Origin of the sequence: Pseudoalteromonas sp. APC 3250, assembly GCF_030407915.1 — a bacterium.
Classification (GTDB): Bacteria; Pseudomonadota; Gammaproteobacteria; order Enterobacterales; family Alteromonadaceae; genus Pseudoalteromonas; species Pseudoalteromonas tetraodonis.
In genome coordinates this window covers 57,062-82,757 of sequence record NZ_JASDCM010000001.1, presented here as the reverse complement: position 1 = coordinate 82,757, position 25,696 = coordinate 57,062, and the positions used below count along the sequence as shown (strand labels likewise).

The window sequence follows — 25,696 nt, the reverse complement described above, 5'->3', positions numbered from 1 at the left end:
ATATAATGGCCTCAGATTGACGAGGAAGTATTTTATGACCGAACATCAAAATGTAGATAACGCAGAAATAGCAAAGTTTGAAGCCATCGCAGAACGTTGGTGGGATTTAGAAGGCGAATTTAAGCCGCTTCACGAAATTAATCCATTACGATTAGATTTCATCGCAGACAAAACCAAAGGATTATTTGATAAAGAAACCCTAGATGTAGGATGTGGTGGTGGCATTTTAAGTCACAGCATGGCGCGAATGGGCGCAAACGTAACAGGTATCGATATGGGGCAAGAGCCTTTAACTGTCGCCAAGTTACACAGCTTAGAAACAAGTGTCCCCGTTGAGTATATAAAAGTACCTGCAGAGCAGTTTGCAGATGAGCACCCTGAGCGCTTTGATGTGATCACTTGTATGGAAATGTTAGAGCACGTCCCCGACCCTGCATCTATTATTCATGCGGTGGCTAAATTGGCAAAACCAGGCGCTGATGTTTTTTTCTCTACTCTTAATAAAACCCCAAAAGCTTATTTATACGCTATTGTCGGGGCAGAAAAACTACTAAAAATGGTCCCAGAGGGTACCCATGACCATAAAAAGTTTATTAAACCTGCACAATTAATTGCATGGGCAGAGCAAGCTGGCTTAAAAGTACGTGCCAGTGCTGGGTTAAGTTACAATCCACTTTCAAAGCAATATACAATTAGTGATGATGTGAGCGTAAATTATATGCTGCATTTTGAGAAGTTAGCGTAATGGCAAGCTCTCAAACCCCCATTGCCCCAATGGAATATCAAGCATTGCTGTTTGACTTAGATGGCACTTTACTCGATACCGCTGATGATTTAGGCGCCGCACTAAACACCGTGCTGCAAAATCATCAACAACCCCAAGTGGGCAGTGATATATATCGCCCCGCGGCTTCAAACGGTGCTGCCGCTTTATTGGCTGCTGGTTTTAAAGAAAGCTGGGCACAACAGCCGCAAGAGCAACTTTTACATGAGCTAGTTACGCAATACGCTGCCAACATTGCCACCCATACCCAATGTTTTGTAGGAATAGAGCAATTACTAATCGCACTTGATAACAAAGCAATCCCTTGGGGAATTATGACCAATAAGCCCGGATTTTTAACTGATCCTTTAGTCAAAGCGATTCCTGCATTAAAAAATGCACGTATTGTGGTTAGCGGTGATACCTTAGCTGAATCTAAGCCCTCACCCCTTCCTTTACTGTATTGCGCTGAGCAAATGAGTGTAGATCCTTCGCGTTGCTTATATATAGGTGATGCGCAGCGTGACATTCAGGCAGGTAAAGCAGCCAATATGCACACCGCAACCGCACTATGGGGATATGTACCGAGTGTTGACGAGGCATTGGCTTGGAATGCGGATTTTAATTGGCACAGTCCTATAGATGCATTTAACCACATATAGTGCCATGTTAATTAATAAACACTACATATTGTGATTGTGTTAGTTTTTACGCAAAGCTTGATGATAAAAAAAGCAGACAAAATTTATTTTAAAAAAGCGTAAATTTAATCTTTCCTTAGTTGATTTTTACAAATTTCAACTTAACCGAATGATCAAAGGTTAATGCCTACTAACACAATTGCGTTATCCCAACGTTATCCACAATGAGAGCGGTTTCTGTCCCTTGCAAAAGATCCCAGACCACACTATCTTGTGATCTCTAATTTGAACAACACCAGATATTGTGGCTAAATGTTATTCAATTAAATTCACCAAACCGGTGAAAATAACAATAAACGAATAGGCACTGCGCTTTTTTAGGTGCACGCATTGGTCAAAAATATTTAATTCCCAAGGAATACAGGCAAAGCTATGAACCAACAGTTATCTGTAAGCAAACGTGACGGTCGTAAAGAGCCACTCGATCTTGATAAGATCCATCGCGTTATTGAATGGGCCGCCGAAGGTTTAAATAACGTTTCGGTTTCACAAGTTGAACTAAAATCGCATATTCAATTTTATGACGGTATTCGTACTAAAGACATCCACGAAACGATTATTAAAGCTGCTGCGGATCAGATCTCAAAAGAATCGCCTGATTATCAGTACCTTGCTGCTCGTTTAGCTGTATTCCATTTACGTAAAAAAGCCTATGGCCAGTTTGAACCACCGCGTCTTTTTGACCATGTTACTAACATGGTTGAACAAAAACGCTACGATGCACATTTACTCGTTGATTACACAGAGCAAGAATTAGATGAGCTAGATGCGTACTTAGACCATTCTCGCGATCTTAACTTTAGCTACGCAGCAGTAAAACAGCTTGAAGGTAAATACCTAGTTCAAAACCGTGTAACGGGTGAAATTTACGAAAGCGCGCAGTTTTTATATATCTTAGTGGCTGCAAGCTTATTCTCTGATTACCCTCGTGATACACGTATTGATTACATCAAACGTTTTTATGATGCGGTTTCATTATTTAAAATTTCTTTACCTACGCCAATTATGTCGGGCGTACGTACACCAACACGCCAGTTTAGCTCATGTGTACTTATTGAGTGTGGCGATAGCCTAGACTCAATTAATGCTACATCATCAGCAATTGTTAAATACGTTTCTCAACGTGCTGGTATTGGTATTAATGCAGGTCGTATTCGTGCACTAGGTAGCCCTATTCGTAACGGTGAAGCGTACCACACAGGTTGTATTCCGTTTTATAAGCACTTTCAAACAGCGGTTAAAAGCTGTTCGCAAGGCGGTGTACGTGGTGGCGCAGCAACCCTTTTCTACCCGCTTTGGCATTTAGAAGTTGAAAACTTATTAGTACTTAAAAATAACCGTGGCGTTGATGATAACCGCGTACGTCACTTAGATTACGGCGTACAGTTTAATAAACTCATGTACTCACGTTTAATTAAAGATGATTACATTACGTTATTCAGCCCCTCTGATGTGCCTGGCCTTTACGATGCATTTTTTGAAGATCAAGACGAGTTTGACGCGCTATATGTAAAATATGAGCAAGACGAGTCAATTCGTAAAAAACGAATTAAAGCAATTGAGCTGTTCTCTATGTTTGCTCAAGAACGTGCTAGCACGGGTCGTATTTACTTACAAAACGTTGACCACTGTAATACACACAGTCCGTTTATCTCAAAAGTGGCGCCTATTCGTCAATCTAACTTATGTTTAGAAATTGCGTTACCAACTAAGCCTCTTAGCAACGTGAATGATGAAGAAGGTGAAATTGCACTTTGTACATTATCTGCGTTTAACTTAGGTGCCATTGAGTCTTTAGATGAACTAGAAGAGTTAGCTGAGCTTGCGGTACGCGCACTTGATAACCTACTTGATTTCCAAGACTACCCAGTACCTGCAGCTAAAAATGCAACTATGGGACGTCGTACGCTAGGCATAGGCGTTATTAACTACGCATACTACCTAGCTAAAAACGGTAAGCGTTATTCAGATGGCAGCGCAAATGCGCTTACGCACAGAACATTTGAAGCGATTCAGTACTACCTAATGAAAGCATCTAATGAGCTGGCAAAAGAGCGTGGTGCCTGTCCTAAATTTAACGAAACAACGTACTCACAAGGTATTATGCCAACGGATACGTACAAACGTGATTTAGATAAAATTTGTGATGAACCACTTCATCTTGATTGGGACGCGTTACGTTCCAGCATTAAAGAGCACGGTATGCGTAACTCAACACTGAGCGCATTAATGCCATCAGAAACATCATCGCAAATATCTAATGCAACCAATGGCATTGAGCCACCGCGTGGCCATATTAGTGTTAAAGCAAGTAAAGACGGTATTTTAAAACAAGTTGTCCCTGAGTACGAACGCCTTAAAGATAGCTATGAGTTACTGTGGGATATCCCATCTAACGATGGTTACTTACAATTAGTAGGCATAATGCAGAAATTTATCGACCAAACGATTTCAGCAAATACTAATTATGATCCAAATAAATACGAAGGCGGTAGAGTACCTATGAAAGTCTTATTAAAAGACTTACTTGGTGCCTACAAGCTAGGTGTTAAAACGCTGTACTACCATAACACCCGTGATGGCGCATCAGACGCACAAGAAGACGCTCCAGAAGTGGAAGATGATGATTGTGCAGGCGGCGCGTGTAAAATTTAATAGTTAAACTTAAAGCGGGCGCCTTGCCCGCTTTGTCCTGATAGTTTTAGTGATAGTTTTTTGAGTGATAAACATGTCTTATACTACTTTTAGCAGAAATCATAATAACCAAATGCAAGAGCCAATGTTTTTTGGTCAAACCGTTAACGTGTCACGTTACGATCAACAAAAATACCCTATTTTTGAAAAGCTGATTGAAAAACAATTGTCTTTCTTTTGGCGTCCTGAAGAAGTTGACGTAAGTAAAGACCGTTTAGACTTTCAAGCGCTTCCTGATCACGAAAAACATATCTTTTTAAGTAACTTAAAATACCAAACTTTACTTGATAGTGTTCAAGGCCGTTCGCCTAACGTTGCACTATTGCCAATTGTGTCAATTCCTGAGCTTGAAACATGGATTGAAACATGGGCGTTTAGTGAAACCATTCACAGCCGTTCATACACACATATTATTCGTAATGTAACTCAAGCCCCTGAACTCATTTTTGACGACATTGTTAGCAATGACAAAATTAGTGAACGTGCCGATGCCGTAACCACTTATTACGACGATTTAATTAACTCGGTGTCGCTTTACAACCTGTACGGTGAAGGCAAACATGACATTAATGGTGAAACCGTTGTGGTTAATTTATTTGAGCTGAAAAAGAAATTGTATCTGGCGATGATGTCAGTGAACATTCTTGAAGCTATTCGCTTTTATGTCAGCTTTGCGTGTTCATTTGCGTTTGCAGAGCGTGAGCTAATGGAAGGCAATGCTAAAATTATTAAGCTTATTGCCCGTGATGAAGCGCTTCACCTTTCAGGCACTCAGCATATTTTAAATATTATGCAAGATGGCAAAGACGACCCTGAAATGGCAATTGTTGCTGCACAGTGCCGTGAAGAAGCAATCAAGATGTTTGTTGACGCTGCAGAGCAAGAAAAAGAATGGGCCGAGTACCTGTTTAAAGATGGTTCAATGATTGGCTTAAATAAACATATTTTATGTCAGTATGTTGAATACATTACCAATGCACGCATGACTGCTATTGGTTTACCAGCACAGTTTGATAATAACAGTAACCCTATTCCATGGATCAACTCATGGCTTGTTTCTGATAACGTGCAAGTTGCTCCACAAGAAGCGGAAATTAGCTCATACCTTGTAGGTCAAATTGATTCACAGGTTGATGCAGCTGAATTTGGTGACTTTGATTTATAATGACTGATAGAACCACTGCAAGTGTCACGCTTGCAGATAACAGCCAGTGCTTAGATTTTACCGCTGGCTGCCCTTCTCTTTTACACTGCTTAGAATCGAATAAAATTGATGTTGCTTACCAGTGCCGTGAGGGATATTGTGGTGCGTGTCGTGCTACGCTTGTCTCTGGTGAAGTCAATTACAATGAAGAACCGTTAGCCTTTGTGCGTGATGGTGAAATACTATTGTGTTGCTGCAAGCCCAATGGTGATATCAGTATTAATTTAAAGTAACTAGCAAACCACACAGTATAATGCCTAACAGCTCGCTTTATTCACTTACCTGTTTCTGCAATTATTACTCGAGTAATCGCGATTATAGCCGTGTTATTTACTCTGAATAAGTAGCAGGTACAAATCGGTAATGACCCGTAATTGTATAAGCAAAAAGCATATCGCTCATTTCAGGTCCGCGACCAATATTGTGCACAATAAGCGGTTGACCACTGTCCTGCGCTATTTCATTAACGACCATACCTATGTGCGGTAAATTGCCTGGCAGCATCCAAGTGACTATGTCACCGGTTTTATAATCAGCTGCATTATGCGATTTAGATAACACTTGAGCATGGCGCTCAAAGTAAACCTGTAAGTTAGGTACACGTCGATGATCAATGTTTTTATCTGGCTTGGTTAATCCCCAAATACGCTTAGAAGGATATGCGCGAAAATTGGCCTGCATGTCTTCATGTACTAACTTTTGTAAATCAATACCAAGCTGTCGATACGACCTAATTATAACATCAGTACATACACCAATATTAGCGGGTACATCGCCACCAGGGTATTCAAGCCTATGATAGGCGCTATCGTAAGTTACTTGTTGCGTTGTTCTGTGGATCAATGCGTTGACAATATCATGATTAAAATCGGCTGCCTTTACATCAAGGGCAGATAAAGCTAGTAAATAGAGCACAAAGCGCAACATATAAATTCCTTTTATAATATTTATTAACTAAAGCTGTTGAGTAATATAGTCAGGAATATTAAATTTATTTCCATTGCTGGTAAAGTGCGCATCAAGTGCATAGGCCATTTTTTCAAGCGGAGCATCATCATAACCACAGGTTTGGATTTCATTGATGTAGCGCATAATAAAAGCGTGAGCACCGAGCTCGTGCCATTGAACGACATGAGCCAGCTCATGAAAATGCACTCTTAAATTACGCGCAACATGAGGTAATATGTAATAAGTGTTTTTGTAGGTGATCCCTGCTACATCCATGTCAATAAAATCGCTTAAACCAATTTCACGTAAACCAGTAAAGTCAGGCTTGGGAATGTGTTCAACAACCACATAAAATGCAGTTTTCAAAAAATCATGTGGGTAAAAGCCATCAAATTCGCTAACAAATGTATCACAGCATATTCTTTGATGAACATACTCACTATTCGTTTTATCAATCCATTGTTCTATTTGCGCTAGCATGTTTTCTCCAAAAAATTTGCTTAGTGACTTAATTTAAGCATAAACATTTAATGACGCAGAATTTGCTATTATCAATAAAAAAGCGCCAATGGTATTATTACTGACGCTGATTATTAATAATGGCTATAAAATTGCCTAGCCTTCTTCTTCAACCAATGATTCTAATAACTCATGGATCTCTGATTTTAATTCTTTGTCTTCAATTTTATTCGCACTGATTTTAGCATCTTGCAGATTTTTAATTGCCGCTTCTTTATCACCCAGCTCAAGCTGTAAAGTAGCCATAGAAAAGGCAACAGACGACATATGATCTTTGTTATTAATTTCTATCGACTTCTGTAACGCTTTTTCGTAAGTCTCGATAGCTTCTTCTAGCTCTTCGGTGAAATCAGCCAATGTTTCCCACTGTACAGGGTGATCCTTCGCTGTATTTTCGTTTTCAATACAAATAGCTTTTAGCTCAGCATATAAAGATTCAAACTGTTTAGTATCATTTTTATTAGCCGCTGCCATCAGCTTTTCCGCCAAATCGTGAACCGCTTTGTATACTTTAGTATTCATAATTACTCGCTACCTTATTAACGCGCCTTTTTTGACTTATTAAAGGCATCGTATTCGAAATATATTCCCTAATAGTACATTATTATTAAGCGCTGCGTTGTTACAAAAGTATTATAAGCGATAAAAACAGAGGTTTAATTTAAAAACCTGGATATTACAGTGCTACACTTAACGCTTAATTTAAGTCGCAATAGTAAATACCTACCCTATGCAAAATTGCAATCAATGCGGTAAATGCTGCACTAAATATGGTGCGGCAGATTTAGATACAAATCAGGATGAAATTGAAATGTGGGCGTTATTCAACCCAGAAATATTTCAATATGTTAAAAACGATCAGTTATGGTTTGATCCCAAAACAGGCGAGCAATTAACGCAATGCCCATTTTTAGTACTTAGCAGTAAAAAATATCCACAAGAAAAAGATAAATATACATGCAGTATTTACCATGACCGTCCTCAAGATTGCCGACACTACCCAAGTTTAATTTCAGAAATGATAAACGATGACTGTGAAATGCTTGAACCAATCGATAAACAAAATCCTTTCAAAGCACAAAAAAAATTAGACATACTAATGATAGACAGCCGCTCTTAAGCGAATAAATATAACAAATGCACTGATCTGTAATAATGAGCTGGTAATGTAAATTTAACGCGATTATTTTGCCATTCAACGCAAAATTAAAAGTTATAGTATAACATTGTTGATGATGCCATTTTGTAGTGTTATATTATATCACAACATAACAACCACGATTCGAAGTAATTATGACAAAGTTAACACTCATATCCTCAGCGCTACTGTCTGTTTTGTGTTCTCACTCTGCCCTAGCAGCAACGATTAACGGCACAGTAACAGATTCAAAAAAACAACCTATTGCTAATGCAACTATCCATGTTCATGGAAAGTCACAAAGCGTGAAAAGCAATGAACAAGGTCAGTTTAGCATCGACATAGATGCTAAAAGCCAATTACATATTAGTAAAGATAACTACATCGATTCACGTATATCGCTTGAGAATGTAGACGATACAATTACTGTTACATTAAAGCCGTCTTCGGTTGAAACTGTGGTTGTGTATGCCTCGGCACTGCATAAAAATAGCTTAGAAATGATTTCACCTGTAAGCGTACTATCAGGGGATGAACTAAAAAATAAAGCGAAACCGACCCTAGGTGAAACACTTAAAGGAATACCAGGAGTAAACGCTAGCTACTTCGGCCCTGTCTCTTCAAGTCCGATTATTCGTGGCCTAGGTGGTCCTCGTGTTAAAATTACTCAAAACGGTTTAGATAGCAGTGATGCATCACGTATCGGTCCAGATCACGCGACATCAAGTGATAGCTTAGCCGCTGAACAAATTGAAGTACTACGAGGCCCAAGCACCCTACTATATGGCTCTGGTGCTATTGGCGGTGTAGTAAATGTGGTTGATAACCGTATTCCAACCAATAATATTGACGCACTCTCGGGAGCGGCACAATACACACACGATACCGTTTCAAATGCGAACACCTATGCGGCAAAATTAGAAACAGGCAGCAATAACTTTAATTTTCATTTTGATGGCACCAAACGCAGTGGTGATGACTATCAAACGCCTCGCTTTAACCTACCAGATGAACATGAAGAAGGTGAAGTACACATTGAGGGCGATGAAGAAACAGCCACTTCAGTTGAAAATACTTTTATCGACAGTGAAACAGTGAACTTTGGTACCAGCTATGTCGGTGAGCATTTAACCGTTGGCTTTTCATACGGCAATATTGAAACAGACTATGGCATTCCAGGGCATTCACATGATCACGGTCATGCCCATGAAGAAGAAGGCGATCATGAAGATCATGCGGATGAAGAACATATAGAAACTCCCGTTTATGCTCATTTAGAGCAAGATCGTTGGCAAGGACTGGTAAGCTATGCATTTCATGATAACTGGATTGAATCGATTAATCTTCGTCTTGGCTACACCGACTACACTCACAGTGAAATTGAAGATGGCGCGATTGGCACCACGTTTAGTAACGAAACCACTGAAGCACGTTTAAATGTAGAGCATCAGTTAGGCCAATGGCATGGCATGATTGGCTATCACTATAGTGAATCTGATTACGATGCAATTGGCGAAGAAGCGTTTACGCCTGCAAGTGTCACTACCACTCATGCGTTATATTTACTTGAAGAACGCACATTTGGCGATGTCACCGTAGAGCTTGGCGCCCGCCTAGAAGATTATGATATCAAAAGTGATGTAGATACACATCAGCACAGCCATGATGAACAACCTGTATCGGCAGATGAGACTATTAACTACACCCAAAGCTTTACTAATGTAAGTGCCTCAGCCGGTGCAATTTGGGAGTATATGCCAAGTCACAACCTAGCCGTTAGCTTATCACATTCAGAGCGTGCGCCACTTTCAGCTGAGTTACTCTCTAATGGTGTGCATGTTGCTACAGGTACTTATGAGCTTGGTTTGGGCTATCATATTGAAGGGGCAGAAGCGCATTTTGAACCTGAAGAAATTAAACAAGAGACCTCAACCAATCTTGATATTAGTTTACGTCGTTTTAGCGGTGACTTTGGCTACACCGTCAACTTTTTCTATAACGATATTAAAAACTTTTATTATCAACAAAACACCGGATTAGTGTTTGATGAGATGGATGGCTTTGAGTCTGCTGCCAATGGACACAGCGATGCAATTGATGTTTATCAATTTACCAGTAAAGATGCGCAGCTTTATGGTTTTGAATTTGATGTACATTATCAAATAAACCCCAGCGCCATGGTAAAAGTATTTGGTGACTCTACTCGCGCCAAACTAAAAGATAATGAAGGTAATTTACCACGTATCCCTGCCAATAAATTGGGCTCAGAACTACAATATACCCTAGGTAATGCGCAATTTACCTTAACAGGAACCCATTACTTTGAGCAAAATGATATTAGTGCTTACGAAACGGCAACGGATGGCTATACATTAATTGATTTACAAGCCAATTATCAACTTGATTTAGGCGCAGTTGACACGCAGCTATACCTAAGTGTTGATAACATTACTGATGAACTTGGTTTTGTACATAGTTCATTTATTAAAGATACGGCACCTCTTCCTGGACGTAACTTCCAATTTGGCGTTAGAGGCTACTTTTAAAACGCGCTCATTTTTAATCAGACAATAAAAAACCGCATTCGTAATAATGAATGCGGTTTTTTTACAACTAAATTCTAATTAAAGAATTGCGTGTAACTCAACGTCAAATACTAGAGTTGAGTAAGGTGCGATTGCAGCACCGGCACCACGTTCACCATAAGCAAGCTCATGAGGAACGTATAAACGCCATTTAGTACCTACTGGCATCATTTGTAATGCTTCAGTCCAACCTTTGATCACGCCACCTACTGGGAATTCAGCAGGTTGACCGCGCTCGTATGAGCTATCAAAAACAGTACCGTTTACTAAAGTACCGTGGTAATCAACACGTACTGTAGACTCTGCAGTTGGCTTTTCGCCTTCACCTGTTGCAAGTACTTCGTACTGAAGACCTGACTCAGTAACTGTAATTTCAGGACGTTTTGCGTTTTCTTCTAAAAATGCAATACCTTCAGCAGCCAATACTTTAGCTTCTTCTTCACGACGAGCTTGGATCTCTTCGTTGATTTTCTCAAATGCAGCTTGGATCTCAGGGATCTCTACTTGAAAAGCACTGCCTGCATACGCATCTTTCATGCCTTCAAATACTGAATTTAAGTTTAAACCTTCAAAAGGGTTAGCCTTAAGTTGCTCACCCATTTGTAAGCCAATACCGTAACTTGCTTTTTCAGCATCTGTAGTAAAATTATCTGACATAATGTGTTATTCACGTTTTGTTAGTTAAAAGACCCGTATATGCTATCACAAAATAAAAGCCGTTTGGGGCTAGTTTTTATTGAGTTTTTCTTTAATTAAACCAATAGCAAAGGTACACACAGGTAAACTGAGCAAAATTCCAACAAGTAAGCTCATCGGCAACAATCCGACCACGCCGATCAACAAAAGAGGCACAGCCACCAAACCGATAATGCCAATGTAAAACGCGCCCCACACTGGCCAAAAATGATCGTATTTTGTGATTAAATGCCCGGATAAAAGATTAAACCCGATGCCATATAAGAAAGTCATCATCAGCGCATTATCTGGGTATGCATCAATGGCCATTTTTTGTAATAACGATATGGCACTTTGGTAACAATAACCAAACACAGTCCATAGCAGGATGTGCTTAAGTAAACGTTTAGAGAAGGATAACTCCGGGGACTGTGACATAATAAAGCTCCAGATAGCAAAAAACCGCCAATAAGGCGGTTTTTTAAATAATGGTGGAGAGATAGGGATTTGAACCCTAGAGGGGCTATAAACCCCTGCCGGTTTTCAAGACCGGTGCATTCGACCACTCTGCCATCTCTCCGTACGGCGCGCATAATAAGATCATACGCTTAGCTTGTAAAGCCCTATTTTACTAAAACTGATTAAATAGTTAAATATTAACCAAGATAGTCATAAACCCTAGTAATATTGTTTAGGTCTGCGGGCAATCCAAGAACATACTAAACACACCAATAAGCTGGCAGTTAAAAATGCAATACTTTGAAATATTAAATCGAAGCGGTTTAAATCATCACTTGGGATCACAACTAACACAAACGAAGGTAGGACGGTGAATAATAGAACATAGCAGCATATTTTAAAGGCTCTGCCAAAATCAAATCGTCGAGACTGTTGCATCCACCATGTTAGTAGTACTAGGACGCCCATCGCAGTTGCAGCAATAAAGTGAGCTGCTTGTGTATTCATTGCAACATAAAATGTCGCAAGCGCGCCAACAACACCCCAGATTGACCAAGCAAACCAGTTTTCTTTTTCACGTAAAAATAAATTTCCCATCATTTTCGTCTTCTTTATCGTTATTATTGGTAAGACTTTCCATACATTACCAAAAAACAACCGATTAAAAAACAAACTGAAGAAGATTTATTGCGTATGGTGCTTCCGTGCGCTTCTCGCAGCTACAATATTAACCGCGGTAGTGTAACACGATTAACTTAATGAATTATGACTATATTGAATATAAAAAGTTCATCCTATTGCTACAAAAAACTAAAATAGTTTTCTGGCTTATGGCGCGGTGACTTTTTACACTCAACTGCTGGCGTCCCTAAATACAAATAACCCACTATTTCATCATCATTATTTAAGTTAAGCGCGTGTTTAACACTGGGGCTTTGTGCAAAGTAACCTGTGCGCCAAATACCGCCAAGCCCTTGTGCAAATGCGGCTTGTTGCATAGCCAGCACGCCACAGCCTGCACTTTGAACTTGTTCTATTCTTGGTACTTTTGGATGTTGTTGATATTTTGCAATGGCAATAATGATCATGGGTGCTCTAAGGGGTAACTCTTTAGCACGATTAATTACTTTTTCAGCTTGCTGCTCGGCCAAAGCGCTTTGATAATAAATTTCACCCAACTTATGACGTGCATCCCCTTGAACAATGATATATTGCCAAGGCGCAATACAGCCATGATCGGGAACTCTGAGCCCAGCCTGCTGAATAATGTTTAGTTGTTCTTCATTAGGGCCTGGCTCTGTCAGTTTTGCATCTGACTGGCGGGTTAATAAAAGCTCAATAGCATCCATTATAATTACTCAAAAGACAAAACAATAGCATACCATTGAAACCCTTAGGTTAAAATATAATGGGCACCCCGCTGTTATTATTTGCTTATCAAGAAAGTACCTAGGTTAAAAAAGCACACAAATAATATCGCAACCCAAATAGCCGTGTATTTGTGCCATTACAAAATGGCGCTAGCCTTTTGCGTGTAAATAATTAGGTCGAACTAATGAGGGGCTTTATAGATTTAATTTTGCCAGTTAAGCGTTGTAGCCGAGGCACCATTGAAAGTCGCAATAGCGTATTTATTAGCTATACAAGGAATGGGATAAGGTAAAAATCAACAATATAAGGGTCTGATTATAAGTTAACTATCTTTAAAAAATAATCAGACCCGTGTACTTACTTAAATTGCATATTAGATACTGCGTGCAACTTGTAAAGCTTCAAATATAGCGCGCTTGGCATCAATAGCCGCTGCCAGTTTAGCGCCACCAATAACATGAACCTTGGCATTCTCTGCTTGCGCCTTAAATAGTTCGTCATTAGACACTTGGCCAATACAAGCAATCACAGTATCAACTGGCAATACTTGCGTTTCGCCAGAAACACTTATAGTTAGGCCGTTTTTATCAAAACGATGGTACTGGCAATTGGCAATTTGCTTAACGCCATGTTGTTTAGCAACTTGACGATGTATCCAACCGGTTGTTTTACCTAAATCACCACCAAAGCGCCCTTCACTGCGTTTAAGCATATAAAGTTGACGCTCATCTTTATGAGGCTGAGCATCGCACTCTATTCCCCACTGGGTTTTAAAGTCGCTGATACTTTGTGATTTATGTTCACTTAAAAATGCCACCATATCAAAACCGATACCGCCTGCGCCTAAAATCGCAATCGAGTTACCAAGTTCAACCTCACCGCGAATGACTTCATCGTAGGCAAAAACACGTTTGTCATCACTACATTCTATAGAGGCTTCACGTGGCCTTACACCCGTGGCAAAAACCACATCGTCAAACTGACTTAGCATACTATCATCAAATGCTTTTCCTAATTCAATGGTGACGTTTAAACGCTTAAGTTCATTGGTAAAGTAAGCCAATGTATGGTTAAAGTCTTCTTTACCAGGTATTTGCATGGCTAAATTAAACTGCCCACCCATATGCTGCTTTTGGTCAATAAGCGTTACATTGTGACCTTTTTGCGCTAAGTAGCAACTTGAAGAAAGCCCAGCAGGACCCGCTCCAACCACTAATACATTTTTAGCTGTTGCGGCTTTTTCTAGAGGGTAATCAAGTTCAAAACCCGCTTGTGGGTTAACTAAGCAAGTGGCACGTTTACCTTTAAATACATGGTCTAAACAGCCCTGATTACACCCTATACAAATATTAATATGTTCAGAGCGCTTGGCTTGATATTTATTAAAGAACTCAGGATCGGCAAGTAAAGGGCGCGCCATAGAGATTAAATCAGCTTCACCCGCCGTTAAAATATCGTTGGCAATCTCTGGTGTATTAATGCGGTTTACGGCAATAACAGGCACGCTAATAACATCTTTCAACCGCTTTGACGCTTCTTTAAATGCGCCTGGGGGTACCATGCTTGCAATTGTCGGTACCCGTGCTTCATGCCAACCAATGCCAGTATTAAAAATATCAACACCTGCTTTTTCAAGTGCAATAGCTTGTTGTGTTACTTCCTCAGGAGTTGAGCCATTCGGAATTAAATCGATAACAGACAGTCTAAAAATAATTAGAAATTTATCTGAAACTTTAGCTCTTACTGCTTTTACAATCTCAACAGCTAAACGCATTCTGTTTTCAAGACTGCCACCAAACTCATCGTCTCGTTTGTTTGTATGCGGTGCCATAAATTCATTAATTAAGTAACCTTCAGAGCCCATCACCTCTACGCCGTCGTAACCTGCTTTTTCTGCTAAATATGCAGAGTGAGCAAAATCTTTAATGGTTTTTTTAATTGAACTTAAAGACATAGCCTTAGGTTTATAAGGATTGATCGGTGCTTTTATCGCACTTGGGGCTTGATTGAATGGATGATAAGCATAGCGCCCAGCATGCAATAACTGCAGGCAAATTTTACCACCATGTTGATGAACAGCTTGTGTATAAGCGCGGTGTTTAAAAACATCATAATAACTATTAAATGATGATGAAATAGGCGTTAACTTGCCGCGAAGATTAGGGCTATATCCCCCCGTAATGAGCATTGCTGTGCCACCTTTAGCACGTGCTTCATAAAAAGCACGAAGGCGTTTACGATTATGCCATCCCTCTTCGAGGCCGGTATGCATTGATCCCATTACTAAACGGTTACGTAATTGTGTGTGTTTTAGTTCTAATTTTTGTTCTAACATCCTGTGCCCCAATAACTGGTCTAACCTGTGTGCATTTAGTCAATTCTGCTTTAATGACCAACAATAAGCAATATATGAGCAGATTAAACTTAATAATTTTTTAACTTAAAACCTGTTGACTGCGTTTATATTGACCAATAGCGTGAGTTAAAAGTAGTGACTACAGCCATAATTTCAGTAATTATTTATTAAATAAACACGTGTTTAATCTCAAGTGTAATTGAATTTATAAATGTTTCGTTACGATTTAGCAGTTAAATTTATTTATATTCTACGCTAAGATGGCAATAACTTTTTAGCTGTACCAATTTAAGGAGCTATTTTGATAGCAAAGGTATTTAAAGGTATATGGACGGGGATCAACTTCTCACGTCGTTTAATACTCAACGTATTGTTTTTATTTTTGGTCGTCATTTTTATCGTATCGGTATCAAGTGACGGTGATAAAATTATTGTCGAAGAGGGCTCTGTTCTTAGACTTAACCTTAATGGCCCTATTGTCGAAGAAAAAACCTATATAGACCCTGTTGAAGCCGCTATCAATGATGCAACGGCCAGTGCTGACTCACCCAGTGAAATATTGCTCGACGATGTAGTTGAAGTAATTAATGAAGCAGCACAAGACTCGCGTATAAGCGCTATTTTGCTTGATTTACAAGAAATGCCAAAAGCACATTTAAATAAGCTCAAACAAATTACGCAGGCACTTGAAACATTTAAAGCAACTGGTAAAAAAGTGATTGCCTCAGGGTATTACTACACCCAAGCACAATATTACATTGCCGCGCATGCAGACGAAATTGCGATGCATCCTTATGGTAGTGTGCTTATTGAAGGCTACGGTATGTACCCGCTTTACTTCAAAGACGCATTAGAAAAATTAGAAGTCACTCAGCATATATTCCGTGTAGGTACCTTTAAATCGGCCGTTGAACCGTTTATCAGAAATGATATGTCAGAGGCAGCTAAAGAAGCAAACCGCGTATGGCTTGGTGCTTTATGGAATGAATATAAGCAAGACGTTAGTGCTGTACGTCCTTTTGATGAGTCAAACTTTGATGAAACAATGGATGTTTATTTAGCTAAAATGCAAGCCGCTAATGGTGATGCCGGTAAATATGCACTGGATAACCAATGGGTTGACTCATTAAAAACCAATCAGCAAATTCGCCAACAATTAATTGAATTGGTTGGAGAAAATGAAGATGGAAAAACATTTAAACAAGTCTCTTTTGGTGAATACTTAAGTTTAGTAAAACCGCCTATTGAGTTTGATAACCCTATGACTGAAAAAGTCGCTGTTGTGGTTGCTAAAGGCACTATTGTTGATGGTGAACGCCGTGCTGGTGAAATTGGTGGTGATTCAACTGCAGCCCTCCTTCGCAAAGCCCGACTTGATGACAAGGTTAAAGCGGTGGTTTTACGAATAGATTCAGGCGGTGGCAGCATGTTTGCCTCAGAAGTAATTCGTGCTGAAGTACTTGCACTTAAAGCTGCTGGTAAACCCGTTATTGCATCAATGAGCTCAGTAGCTGCATCAGGCGGTTATTGGATTGCATCGGCGGCCAATGAAATTTGGGCAGCGCCGAGTACAATTACCGGTTCAATTGGCGTATTTGGTACCTTTATGACATTTGAAGATACCCTCGCTAAAATAGGCGTGTATTCAGATGGCGTAGCGACCACCGAATTGGCAGGTTTTTCAATCACTCGCCCACTTAACGAGAAAATGGCTAAAGTTATTCAAATGAGTGTTGAAGAAGCATATGGACGCTTTTTAGATGTGGTTGCTGAGGCACGTAATATGACCCCAGAGCAAGTTGATAAAATTGCCCAAGGTCGGGTATGGATTGCCTCTCAAGCTCAAGAGCTTGGTTTAGTTGATAAACTTGGTAATAAACAAGATGCGATTAAAGCAGCTGCAGAGCTTGCAAAGCTTAACTACTATGACGTTAAAACAATTAAGCAATCGCTTAGCCCACAAGAAAAAATGCTTCAAGATATTTTCGGCAGTGCCGCCGTTAAATCAGTACTTGGGCTTGAAACACAAAAAACAGCAGTATTAGCCAGCCAAGCTAATCTGCAAAGTGTTATTAAACAATTAAGCATTGAAGTAGAAAACCTAAAAGATTATAACGATCCACAAGGTGTTTATGCCCGCTGTTTAGAGTGTACAGTTGCACAATAGTGCCTTAACAGGCTGTATTGATTAGCAGTTAGCGTTATACTAAGCCCAGTTTTTTTACTGGGCTTTTTTTATGAAACGTAAACGCATTTATATCGCTTACACTGGCGGTACCATAGGAATGAAAAAATCAATCCGCGGCTATATTCCTGCTGAAGGGTTTTTAACCGAAACCGTGGTTAATAACGCAGAGTTTAATCGTGAAGAAATGCCACTATTTGATATTCATGAATACTGCCCGCTTATAGATTCTTCAGATATGTCACCGGCTCATTGGCAACTCATCGCCGATGACATAAAAAGTAAATACCAAGATTACGATGGCTTTGTGGTACTGCATGGCACCGATACTATGGCCTATACTGCATCAGCTCTTTCGTTTATGTTTGAAAACTTAACTAAACCTATTATTGTGACCGGCTCACAAATTCCGCTGTCTCAATTACGCTCAGATGGCCAAGTTAACCTACTTAATGCAATGTATTTAGCGGCTAACTATCCCATTGCAGAAGTCAGCTTATTTTTTAATAATCAGTTGTTCAGAGGTAATCGTGCCACTAAAGCCCATGCAGATGGGTTTGATGCATTCGCCTCACCTAACTTAGAGCCGCTTGCACTTTCAGGTATTAATATTCAGCTGTTCAAAGGGCAATTAAGCCCGTATGTAGAAAATGAACTCCAAGTTACCCCTATTACACCGCAAGCTATTGGCGTGCTGTATTTATACCCAGGGATCAGCAAAGAAGTAGTAAAAAGCTTAGTTAATGGCAATATTAAAGCCCTTGTACTGCTAAGCTTTGGTGTAGGCAATGCGCCACAAGACCCTGAGTTTTTAGCGATTCTGGATGAAGCAAGTAAACGGGGTGTTATTATTACTAATTTAACCCAATGTTTAAAAGGCCAAGTGAACATGGGCGGTTATGCCACGGGTAATGCGCTGTTAAACATAGGCGTGATCAGCGGTTACGATATGACCTTAGAAGCATGCTTAACTAAGCTGCATTACTTGTTTAGTCAAAACCTAGAAATTGAAACAATTCGCCATTTAATGCAAGATAACCTGCGTGGTGAGCTGACCCGTTAAGTAATCAGTTAAGCGAATAACAAAAAAGGACGCTACTTAGCGTCCTTTTTAATTACTTAGATTTTATTAACGAACTTTTGCGTCAATATCAACTAAGTCAGTTAAATGACACGTTTCACCACTGTGGGTTTTAATGCCATGCTCACCAAAGTAATCACGCTGGGCTTGAACTAAGTGCCCATTACTTGGTGTTGTTAGCGTTGCTAAGTAGGTTTGTGTTGCACTAAGCACAGGAAACGCCAGACCCGTCATAACGGCTTGGCCAGTCACTTTACGCATCGCTAATGACTCTTTTTCAAGGGTATCAATAAACTCAACGCCTTGCGCTACACTATCAAGGTAATCAGCACGGATAATACACCCTGCACGCCATGTTTGTAGCGTTTTCGCTAAATCAACTTTCCATTGATGAGTTCGTGAAGCGCCTTTAATTAATGCAAGTCCTTGACGATAGGCCAACAGGCTCGCAAGGGTAAACGCATCTTTTAATTCATCTAAATCAATATCAACTTGCGTGGTATTTTGTGCGCTGTATGTCATTTCTTGTGCGGCAGTGGTATTACACGCATTGGTTAAATGACGAGCTTGTACAGCAGCCACTAACGACGGTACCGCAATACCTAATTCAAGGGCGTTTTGTGCTGTCCATAAACCGGTGCCTTTTGCGCCTACTTTATTGTCAATTAAATCTACAAGCGGCACATTATGCGAATTTTCAAGTGATAAAATATGGCTTGAGATTGACAGTAAATAGCTATTTAGTTGCCCTTGAGACCATTCGTTAAATATCTCTGCAATTTCTTTAGGTGAGCGATTAGTGCCGTGACGCAATAGCTGATACATTTCTGCAATCAGTTGCATGAGTGCGTATTCAATTCCATTGTGAACCATTTTTACAAAATGGCCGCTAGCTGACTGCCCTACACGCGCAAAACACGACTCGCCTTTATAGCTTGCAGCAACCTTTGTAAACCATGGCTCGACACGCTCCCAACCACCTTCAGAACCACTGGCCATCATAGCTGGACCGTGACGTGCACCCTCGGCACCGCCTGAAATACCCATAGTGGCAAATTCAAACTTATCTTGGTATTTGAGCTTACGGTTAATACCGTCTTTATAATTACTGTTACCACAATCAACAATAATATCACTACACTGAACACCCGCTTCAATAAGCTCGTTGCAAACCGCATCAACTAACTCACCAGCAGGCACAAGTAATAAAATAGAACGCGGTGCTTCTAAACGCCTAACCATATCCCCTAAATCAGAGACAATGTGAAGTTTATCAGCCATGCCTTGTGATTTAGCACAACTTAGTAATTCTTCACCCGCATTTGGGTTTTTGTCATAAGCGACAAGCGTTATCCCTTTTTCAATCAAGTTCAGGGCAAGATTTTTCCCCATAACGCCTAACCCTACTAATGCAACTTGCATTTAGTGCCCTCCTCGGTAACAACTATTTGGTTAGTAAATTAAAATAATACCGCGTGCATTATACTCAGACCGCAGCCATGAGCAAAGCTACATGCATTTATTACAGCTAAAATAAACGCCGCAATTATATCAAACAACCGCCCTCTCAGGGGAAGAAATAGCAGTGCTATTTAAATTTTTAGATCATTGACGCCCTGTGACACCGGTGTCATAATGATGACATATTCATTTTGTATATAATAGTCGCAATGTTATAAAAATTGCATAAAACTAAAGATTGCTCTTTATTAGTAATCGCTAAAAACAAAATAACCGTCAACTTGCTTAAAAAAAGCACACAGGAGAATTTAATGTTAAGACGTACAAAAATAGTCGCGACACTTGGACCTGCAACAGATAGAGATAATAACTTAGAAAAAATTATTCGTGCAGGCGCAAATGTCGTTCGATTAAATTTCTCACACGGTGTTGCACAAGATCATAAAGACCGTGCACAAGCTGTTCGAGATATTGCAACTAAACTTGGTAAGCACATCGCGATTCTCGCTGACTTACAAGGCCCAAAAATTCGCGTTTCAACCTTCAAAGAAGGCAAAGTGACCTTATCTGTTGGTGCAAAATTTATTCTTGATGCCAAAATGGAAAAAGGCCAAGGCGATATTAACGCCGTCGGTATTGACTATAAAGAGCTACCACAAGATGTTGCCCCTGGTGATTTATTGCTATTAAACGATGGCTTAATTCAACTCACCGTAGAAAGTGTTGAAGGTCACTTAGTTCATACCATTGTGACTGTTGGCGGCGTACTTTCTAATAATAAAGGGATTAACCGTCTAGGTGGAGGCTTAACGGCACCTGCATTTACGGAAAAAGATAAAGAAGATTTAATCACCGCTGCTGAAATTGGCGTTGATTACATTGCAGTTTCTTTTCCTCGCAGTGGCGATGATATGCGTTATGTGCGTTCATTAGCGGAGGCTGCAGGCTCTAATGCACAGCTTTTAGCTAAAATTGAGCGTGCTGAAGCAGTAGAAACACAAGAAGCAGTTGATGACATTATTTTAGCGTCTGACGCTGTTATGGTTGCCCGTGGCGACTTAGGTGTAGAAATTGGTGATGCTGCACTAATGGGTAAACAAAAACTCATTATTCGTCGTGCTCGTTCATTGAACCGTACCGTTGTAACCGCTACGCAAATGATGGAATCGATGATCGATAACCCTATGCCAACACGTGCAGAAGTTATGGATGTTGCCAATGCAGTACTTGATGGCACAGATGCAGTGATGCTTTCTGCTGAAACAGCCGCTGGTGATTACCCGGAAGAAACCGTTGCTACTATGGCGCGTGTTTGTTTAGGTGCTGAGTCGCAAAAAGAAACACACGTTTCTAAACATCGTTTAGACAGCCGTTTTTCTTCTAATGCCGAATCAATTGCCTTATCAGCTATGTATGCAGCTAACCACTTAGACTCTGTTAAAGCGATTATCACCCTTACTGAGTCAGGTAGCACGGCAAAATTGATGTCGCGTATTAGCTCTGGACTGCCTATTTATTCACTTTCACGTCATGCAAGTACATTAGGTCAAACAGCGCTGTATCGTGGTGTTTACCCTGTATTTTTTGACTCTACAAAATGTGAAAAAGATAGCATGGTTAAAGATGCATTAAGCACACTCGTAGCCGCAGGCTCTTTACAAGCAGGCGATACCGTGATTATTACCCACGGCGATGCGATGGAAACGATTGGTGCAACCAACACGATGAAAATAGTCACTGTTTCGTAACTGTAACGCGCATAAAAAAACGCGAGCTATATGCTCGCGTTTTTTATGCTATTTATTAAAATTAGCTTGCTAATGCTGCTTTTACTTTATCACGGTAACTTCTACTTACTTTGAGCTCTTGTCCGTTATCTAACACTAATAAATATTCACCACTAACCTGAGTTACCAGCTTGCTAATTTGTTTGGTGTTAACAATCGCGCTGCGATGAACACGTACAAATAAGCTTGGATCTAATTCTTGTTCAAGCTCTTTCATGGTTTTACGTAATATATGCGTTTGCCCATCTTGGCAATGCAGACACATGTAATCACCTGCCGCATCTACCCACTGTATAGTAGCAACGGGTACTCTGACAATTTCGCCCTGCTCTTTTACGGCCAATGATTCAGGATAACGACGATCTGTAAGGGTATCGCCAGTGGCTAATTTCTTTAAAATTTCTTCGCAGTTATTGCCTGTTATCCCTGCTACGAAACTCGCTAGTTTTTTCTTATGGGCGTTATCCTGCTGAGTTTTTAAATAGGTATGCACTTTTTCTACCGCCTGTTTTAATCTGTTATCATCAACGGGTTTTAAAATGTAATCTAAAGCATGAATTTCAAATGCTTTAACAGCAAAGTGATCAAACGCCGTAACAAACACAATGGCAGGTAAATCTTTACTGCTTTCACTTAAAACACGTGCGACTTCAAAACCGTTCATACCAGGCATTTGAATATCAAGAAAGACAAGATCAATTTTTTCGTTTTTACAACTTTCAATCGCATCAAAACCTGAGCTACACAGTTTGATCACTTCAATATCAGAAAACTCTTCAAGCCTGACGGCTAAACCTTTACGTGCTAATGGTTCATCATCAACAATAAGCGTTTTTATTCTTGTCATTTCTTCACAGCCTTCTCAAACGGGACTCGCAGATTAACTTTTAATCCACTTGGCGTATTATGTGATAATACAAACGAGTAATTATTTTCGTAGAGCGTTTTTAATCTGTCTCGGGTGTTTGCCACCCCTACGCCTTGTGCATTAACTAACTGACCATTTTCAATATCAGTGCCAGGCCCATTATCGCCCACTTCAAGTAATAATTCATTAGCAAAAACTTGCGCTTTTATATCAATAACACCACCTTCTGACATATGGGCAATGGCGTACTTAATGGCATTTTCGATGATCGGTTGTAATATTAAGCTTGGCACTAATGCTTGTTTGGCCTGCTCACTCACGTCCACATTAACTTGTAAGCGCTCATCAAAACGTACACGTTCAATTTCTAAATAGAGCATTAATGCATGTAACTCTTGCTCCAGCGGCACTTTTTTAATTGGATCAGTATTAAGTGTATAGCGTAAAAAGTCACTCAATTTAGATACCATCAAGTTAGCATCTTTATTTTCTTTTACCAAAACTAAGGTTGATATTGCATTGAGCGTATTAAACAAAAAATGAGGATTTAGCTGGTATCTAAGCATTTTTAACTGCGCTTCGTGCGCCATCGTGGTTGCTTTTAAGGCTTTTTGACGTTCACTTTGTAATAACTGGTAATACTTAACCCCAAAGTACAAACCACTCCAACACAAAATAATATAAACAGAATCGAGTCCTTGTTGTAAATAATAAAACCATTCTTCAGGACGATATCCGTGGCGATAAATTTCCCACAGGTTAAACTTTTGCACCACGGCCCATAATGTACCGGTTATATAAGAGGCGCCAAATACAACAATAATTAATACCCAAGGTGAGGCATTCCAAATTTTGCGATAAATATAACGCAGAGGCACAGTCATTAAACAGCCCGCATAGGCGTTTAGTAAAATAACGAATACGTAAATATCACGCATTTCGAATACTTTAGAACCAATATAGTTAACTAACGCATAACCTATCCAGCCTGCAATTTGCAAAAGCCAGAAAAAACGTTGTCTGTTATCAATTAAAGACTGCCAATTCAAAATTAATTATTACCTTGTAAATTTGTCACTATTATATCGATTTATCGTCAGGTATAGCACTACCAACTGTCTTACTTTTTAATAGCCCTATCGCAAACAATAAATTAAATAAATACAGGATGGATGCTCAGTTCTGGTTTAGTGGTTACGTCAAACAAACTAAAACTCGTGTTGCAATTACCCCTTGCGGATGATTTAAAACGCATAAAAAAAGCGAAAGGCATCCACCTTTCGCTTATCAATGTTTACTTTTATTTTTTAAGCAAGCTTATCTGAAGCAACTTTATAAGTCGGATCTTCAATTACGTTCACTTCAACTAAGTCACGTGCTTTATGCAGTAGTTCTGTACAGTCTTTACTTAAGTGACGCAAGTGCAGCTTTTTACCCGCTTTATTGTATTTGTCAGCTAAGCTGTCGATGGCCTCAATCGCACTATGATCCGCAACGCGACTGTATTTAAACTCAACAATCACATCTTTGGGGTCGTTCTTAACATCAAATAAATCAGCAAAGTTTTTAACCGAACCAAAAAATAAAGGCCCATGTAGCTCGTACACTTTTGAACCTTCTTTATCAATATAGTTAGTTGTGTAAATATGTTTTGCATGCTGCCATGCAAACACTAACGCAGAGACAATAACACCTACACACACCGCAATCGCAAGGTCGGTAATAACCGTTACACCCGAAACTAATACAATTACAAAAGCATCAGATAAAGGCACGCGTTTCATCATTTTGAAACTCGCCCATTCAAACGTACCCAGCACCACCATAAACATAACCCCAACTAATGCGGCCAGTGGGATCATTTCGATTAAGCTTGAAGCGAAGATAATAAATGCAAGTAACATCAATGCGGCACTAATACCTGATAAACGCGAACGCCCACCTGAATTAATATTGATCATAGATTGGCCAATCATGGCACAGCCACCCATTGCACCAAAGAAACCACATGTGACGTTGGCCGCACCTTGGCCAATACATTCTTTATTAGAATGGCCACGGGTTTCTGTAATTTCGTCAATCAAGCTTAGCGTTAACAGCGATTCAATTAAGCCAATAGCTGCAAGAATAAGCGCATATGGAAAGATAATTTGTAGTGTTTCTAGGTTAAAAGGGACCATAGGAATATGAAACTGTGGTAAGCCACCGGCAATGGTTGCAGCTTCATTTCCTGTCATGCCTTTTAAGAAATCAAGTACCGTACGTGCTTCTAAATCAAGACCAATCACTAAACCCGTTACAGTAACAATAGCAACCAGTGATGAAGGCACCGCGGTAGTTAATTTTGGTAAAAAGTGAATAATTGCCATCGTTAGCGCCACTAAACCTAACATGATGTAAAGCGCACTGCCCGTCATCCACATTTGGCCGCCAGCACCATCAGGCACTTTAAACTGTCCAAGCTGGGCTAAAAATATAACAATCGCTAAACCGTTAACGAAACCGAGCATAACAGGATGCGGAACCATACGAATAAACTTACCGAGCTTAAATACCCCAGCCAATATTTGTAGTAGTCCCATCAGCAACACAGTAGCAAATAGGTATTCCACTCCGTGATCAAGTACTAAACTTACCATCACAACCGCTAATGCACCGGTTGCACCCGAAATCATACCCGGACGACCACCAAAAATAGCCGTAATTAAGCCCACAATAAATGCGGCGTATAAACCAACAAGAGGTTCTACATTTGCAACAAAGGCAAATGCAACAGCTTCTGGGATCAAGGCAAGTGCCACTGTCAATCCAGAGAGAATATCGTTTTTAGCAGAGCTTGGCGCTCTGCTGAGTAAGTTAAACATTGAGTTCCTCAGTTTTATTTCGCTAACAAAAAAAGCG

22 protein-coding genes and 1 tRNA gene are annotated in these 25,696 nt (G+C 39.9%); 10 read left to right on the top strand and 13 right to left on the bottom strand.

From position 1 onward, the window contains the following. The first annotated feature begins 34 nt into the window (after positions 1-34). The 5 genes from ubiG (at position 35) to yfaE (ending at position 5,595) form a co-directional block, all read left to right on the top strand. A complete protein-coding gene (gene ubiG, locus QL986_RS00365) occupies positions 35-745 on the top strand; it encodes a bifunctional 2-polyprenyl-6-hydroxyphenol methylase/3-demethylubiquinol 3-O-methyltransferase UbiG (RefSeq protein WP_016899926.1) in 711 nt (236 codons plus the stop codon). Further along, on the top strand, positions 745-1,425 hold the full coding sequence (locus QL986_RS00360; RefSeq protein ID WP_024600989.1) for an HAD-IA family hydrolase: 681 nt from the start codon (positions 745-747) through the stop codon (positions 1,423-1,425). Before ubiG ends, QL986_RS00360 begins: the two co-directional genes overlap by 1 nt. Positions 1,426-1,836: 411 nt before the next feature. Then, positions 1,837-4,119, top strand: a complete 2,283-nt coding sequence (gene nrdA, locus QL986_RS00355) for a class 1a ribonucleoside-diphosphate reductase subunit alpha (protein ID WP_016899924.1) — start codon at positions 1,837-1,839, stop codon at positions 4,117-4,119. A gap of 73 nt (positions 4,120-4,192) precedes the next feature. Beyond that, positions 4,193-5,323 (top strand): class Ia ribonucleoside-diphosphate reductase subunit beta, encoded by a 1,131-nt coding sequence (nrdB, locus tag QL986_RS00350; RefSeq protein WP_013464873.1) that lies wholly within the window; start codon positions 4,193-4,195, stop codon positions 5,321-5,323. Then, positions 5,323-5,595 (top strand): class I ribonucleotide reductase maintenance protein YfaE, encoded by a 273-nt coding sequence (gene yfaE, locus QL986_RS00345; protein WP_008112475.1) that lies wholly within the window; start codon positions 5,323-5,325, stop codon positions 5,593-5,595. The genes nrdB and yfaE overlap by 1 nt, the downstream gene beginning before the upstream one ends. A 97-nt stretch (positions 5,596-5,692) precedes the next feature. Here yfaE and QL986_RS00340 read toward each other — a convergent pair whose 3' ends face one another. The 3 genes from QL986_RS00340 to QL986_RS00330 form a co-directional block, all read right to left on the bottom strand. Further along, positions 5,693-6,289 (bottom strand): DUF1287 domain-containing protein, encoded by a 597-nt coding sequence (locus QL986_RS00340; RefSeq protein WP_016899923.1) that lies wholly within the window; start codon positions 6,287-6,289, stop codon positions 5,693-5,695. A gap of 27 nt (positions 6,290-6,316) precedes the next feature. Then, positions 6,317-6,790 carry a hypothetical protein gene (locus QL986_RS00335; RefSeq protein WP_016899922.1) on the bottom strand — a complete coding sequence of 158 codons (474 nt, stop codon included), beginning with the start codon at positions 6,788-6,790 and terminating at the stop codon, positions 6,317-6,319. A 135-nt stretch (positions 6,791-6,925) separates the two neighbouring features. Then, positions 6,926-7,351: a tetratricopeptide repeat protein gene (locus tag QL986_RS00330; RefSeq protein WP_008112472.1), complete on the bottom strand. Its 426-nt coding sequence runs from the start codon at positions 7,349-7,351 to the stop codon at positions 6,926-6,928. Positions 7,352-7,559: 208 nt separating this feature from the next. On the opposite strand from QL986_RS00330, the gene QL986_RS00325 reads away from it, so the two are divergent. Further along, on the top strand, positions 7,560-7,949 hold the full coding sequence (locus QL986_RS00325; protein ID WP_008465669.1) for a YkgJ family cysteine cluster protein: 390 nt from the start codon (positions 7,560-7,562) through the stop codon (positions 7,947-7,949). A 173-nt stretch (positions 7,950-8,122) separates the two neighbouring features. After that, positions 8,123-10,513, top strand: a complete 2,391-nt coding sequence (locus QL986_RS00320; RefSeq protein WP_016899921.1) for a TonB-dependent receptor — start codon at positions 8,123-8,125, stop codon at positions 10,511-10,513. 78 nt (positions 10,514-10,591) lie between these two features. Here the strand turns inward: QL986_RS00320 and QL986_RS00315 are convergent, their stop codons facing one another. The 6 genes from QL986_RS00315 to QL986_RS00290 all read right to left on the bottom strand — a co-directional run bounded on the left by QL986_RS00315 (position 10,592) and on the right by QL986_RS00290 (position 15,392). Then, positions 10,592-11,209, bottom strand: coding sequence for an FKBP-type peptidyl-prolyl cis-trans isomerase (locus tag QL986_RS00315; RefSeq protein WP_008112467.1), 618 nt, complete (start codon positions 11,207-11,209; stop codon positions 10,592-10,594). A gap of 69 nt (positions 11,210-11,278) precedes the next feature. Beyond that, complete coding sequence (locus tag QL986_RS00310; RefSeq protein WP_013464868.1) at positions 11,279-11,602, bottom strand: hypothetical protein; 324 nt, start codon at positions 11,600-11,602, stop codon at positions 11,279-11,281. A 114-nt stretch (positions 11,603-11,716) separates the two neighbouring features. Beyond that, positions 11,717-11,807: transfer RNA gene (locus tag QL986_RS00305), tRNA-Ser, on the bottom strand. A 98-nt stretch (positions 11,808-11,905) separates the two neighbouring features. Continuing rightward, positions 11,906-12,283: a hypothetical protein gene (locus tag QL986_RS00300; protein WP_024601029.1), complete on the bottom strand. Its 378-nt coding sequence runs from the start codon at positions 12,281-12,283 to the stop codon at positions 11,906-11,908. Positions 12,284-12,486: 203 nt separating this feature from the next. Further along, positions 12,487-13,035, bottom strand: coding sequence for an NAD(P)H nitroreductase (locus QL986_RS00295; protein WP_013464866.1), 549 nt, complete (start codon positions 13,033-13,035; stop codon positions 12,487-12,489). 395 nt (positions 13,036-13,430) lie between these two features. Next, on the bottom strand, positions 13,431-15,392 hold the full coding sequence (locus QL986_RS00290) for an NADPH-dependent 2,4-dienoyl-CoA reductase (RefSeq protein ID WP_024601030.1): 1,962 nt from the start codon (positions 15,390-15,392) through the stop codon (positions 13,431-13,433). Positions 15,393-15,714: 322 nt separating this feature from the next. Here QL986_RS00290 and sppA point away from each other — a divergent pair, with 322 nt between their 5' ends. Together sppA and ansA are read left to right on the top strand one after the other, a co-directional pair. Beyond that, positions 15,715-17,580, top strand: coding sequence for a signal peptide peptidase SppA (sppA, locus tag QL986_RS00285; protein WP_290190967.1), 1,866 nt, complete (start codon positions 15,715-15,717; stop codon positions 17,578-17,580). Between the two features lie 70 nt (positions 17,581-17,650). Continuing rightward, positions 17,651-18,661: an asparaginase gene (gene ansA / locus QL986_RS00280; protein ID WP_290190966.1), complete on the top strand. Its 1,011-nt coding sequence runs from the start codon at positions 17,651-17,653 to the stop codon at positions 18,659-18,661. A gap of 66 nt (positions 18,662-18,727) precedes the next feature. On the opposite strand, the gene gndA is transcribed toward ansA, so the two are convergent. Then, on the bottom strand, positions 18,728-20,101 hold the full coding sequence (gndA, locus tag QL986_RS00275; protein ID WP_013464864.1) for an NADP-dependent phosphogluconate dehydrogenase: 1,374 nt from the start codon (positions 20,099-20,101) through the stop codon (positions 18,728-18,730). Between the two features lie 350 nt (positions 20,102-20,451). Between gndA and pyk the strand changes: the two genes are divergently transcribed. Further along, positions 20,452-21,888, top strand: a complete 1,437-nt coding sequence (gene pyk / locus QL986_RS00270) for a pyruvate kinase (protein WP_008112452.1) — start codon at positions 20,452-20,454, stop codon at positions 21,886-21,888. A gap of 61 nt (positions 21,889-21,949) precedes the next feature. Here pyk and QL986_RS00265 read toward each other — a convergent pair whose 3' ends face one another. From QL986_RS00265 to QL986_RS00255, 3 genes are all read right to left on the bottom strand, one after another. Beyond that, complete coding sequence (locus QL986_RS00265; protein ID WP_024601033.1) at positions 21,950-22,774, bottom strand: LytTR family DNA-binding domain-containing protein; 825 nt, start codon at positions 22,772-22,774, stop codon at positions 21,950-21,952. Beyond that, the gene (locus QL986_RS00260; protein ID WP_008110465.1) at positions 22,771-23,844 is read right to left on the bottom strand and encodes a histidine kinase; all 1,074 of its coding nucleotides are present in this window, start codon (positions 23,842-23,844) and stop codon (positions 22,771-22,773) included. The genes QL986_RS00265 and QL986_RS00260 overlap by 4 nt, the downstream gene beginning before the upstream one ends. Positions 23,845-24,102: 258 nt before the next feature. After that, positions 24,103-25,659, bottom strand: a complete 1,557-nt coding sequence (locus QL986_RS00255) for a SulP family inorganic anion transporter (RefSeq protein ID WP_008110467.1) — start codon at positions 25,657-25,659, stop codon at positions 24,103-24,105. Positions 25,660-25,696: the final 37 nt, after the last annotated feature.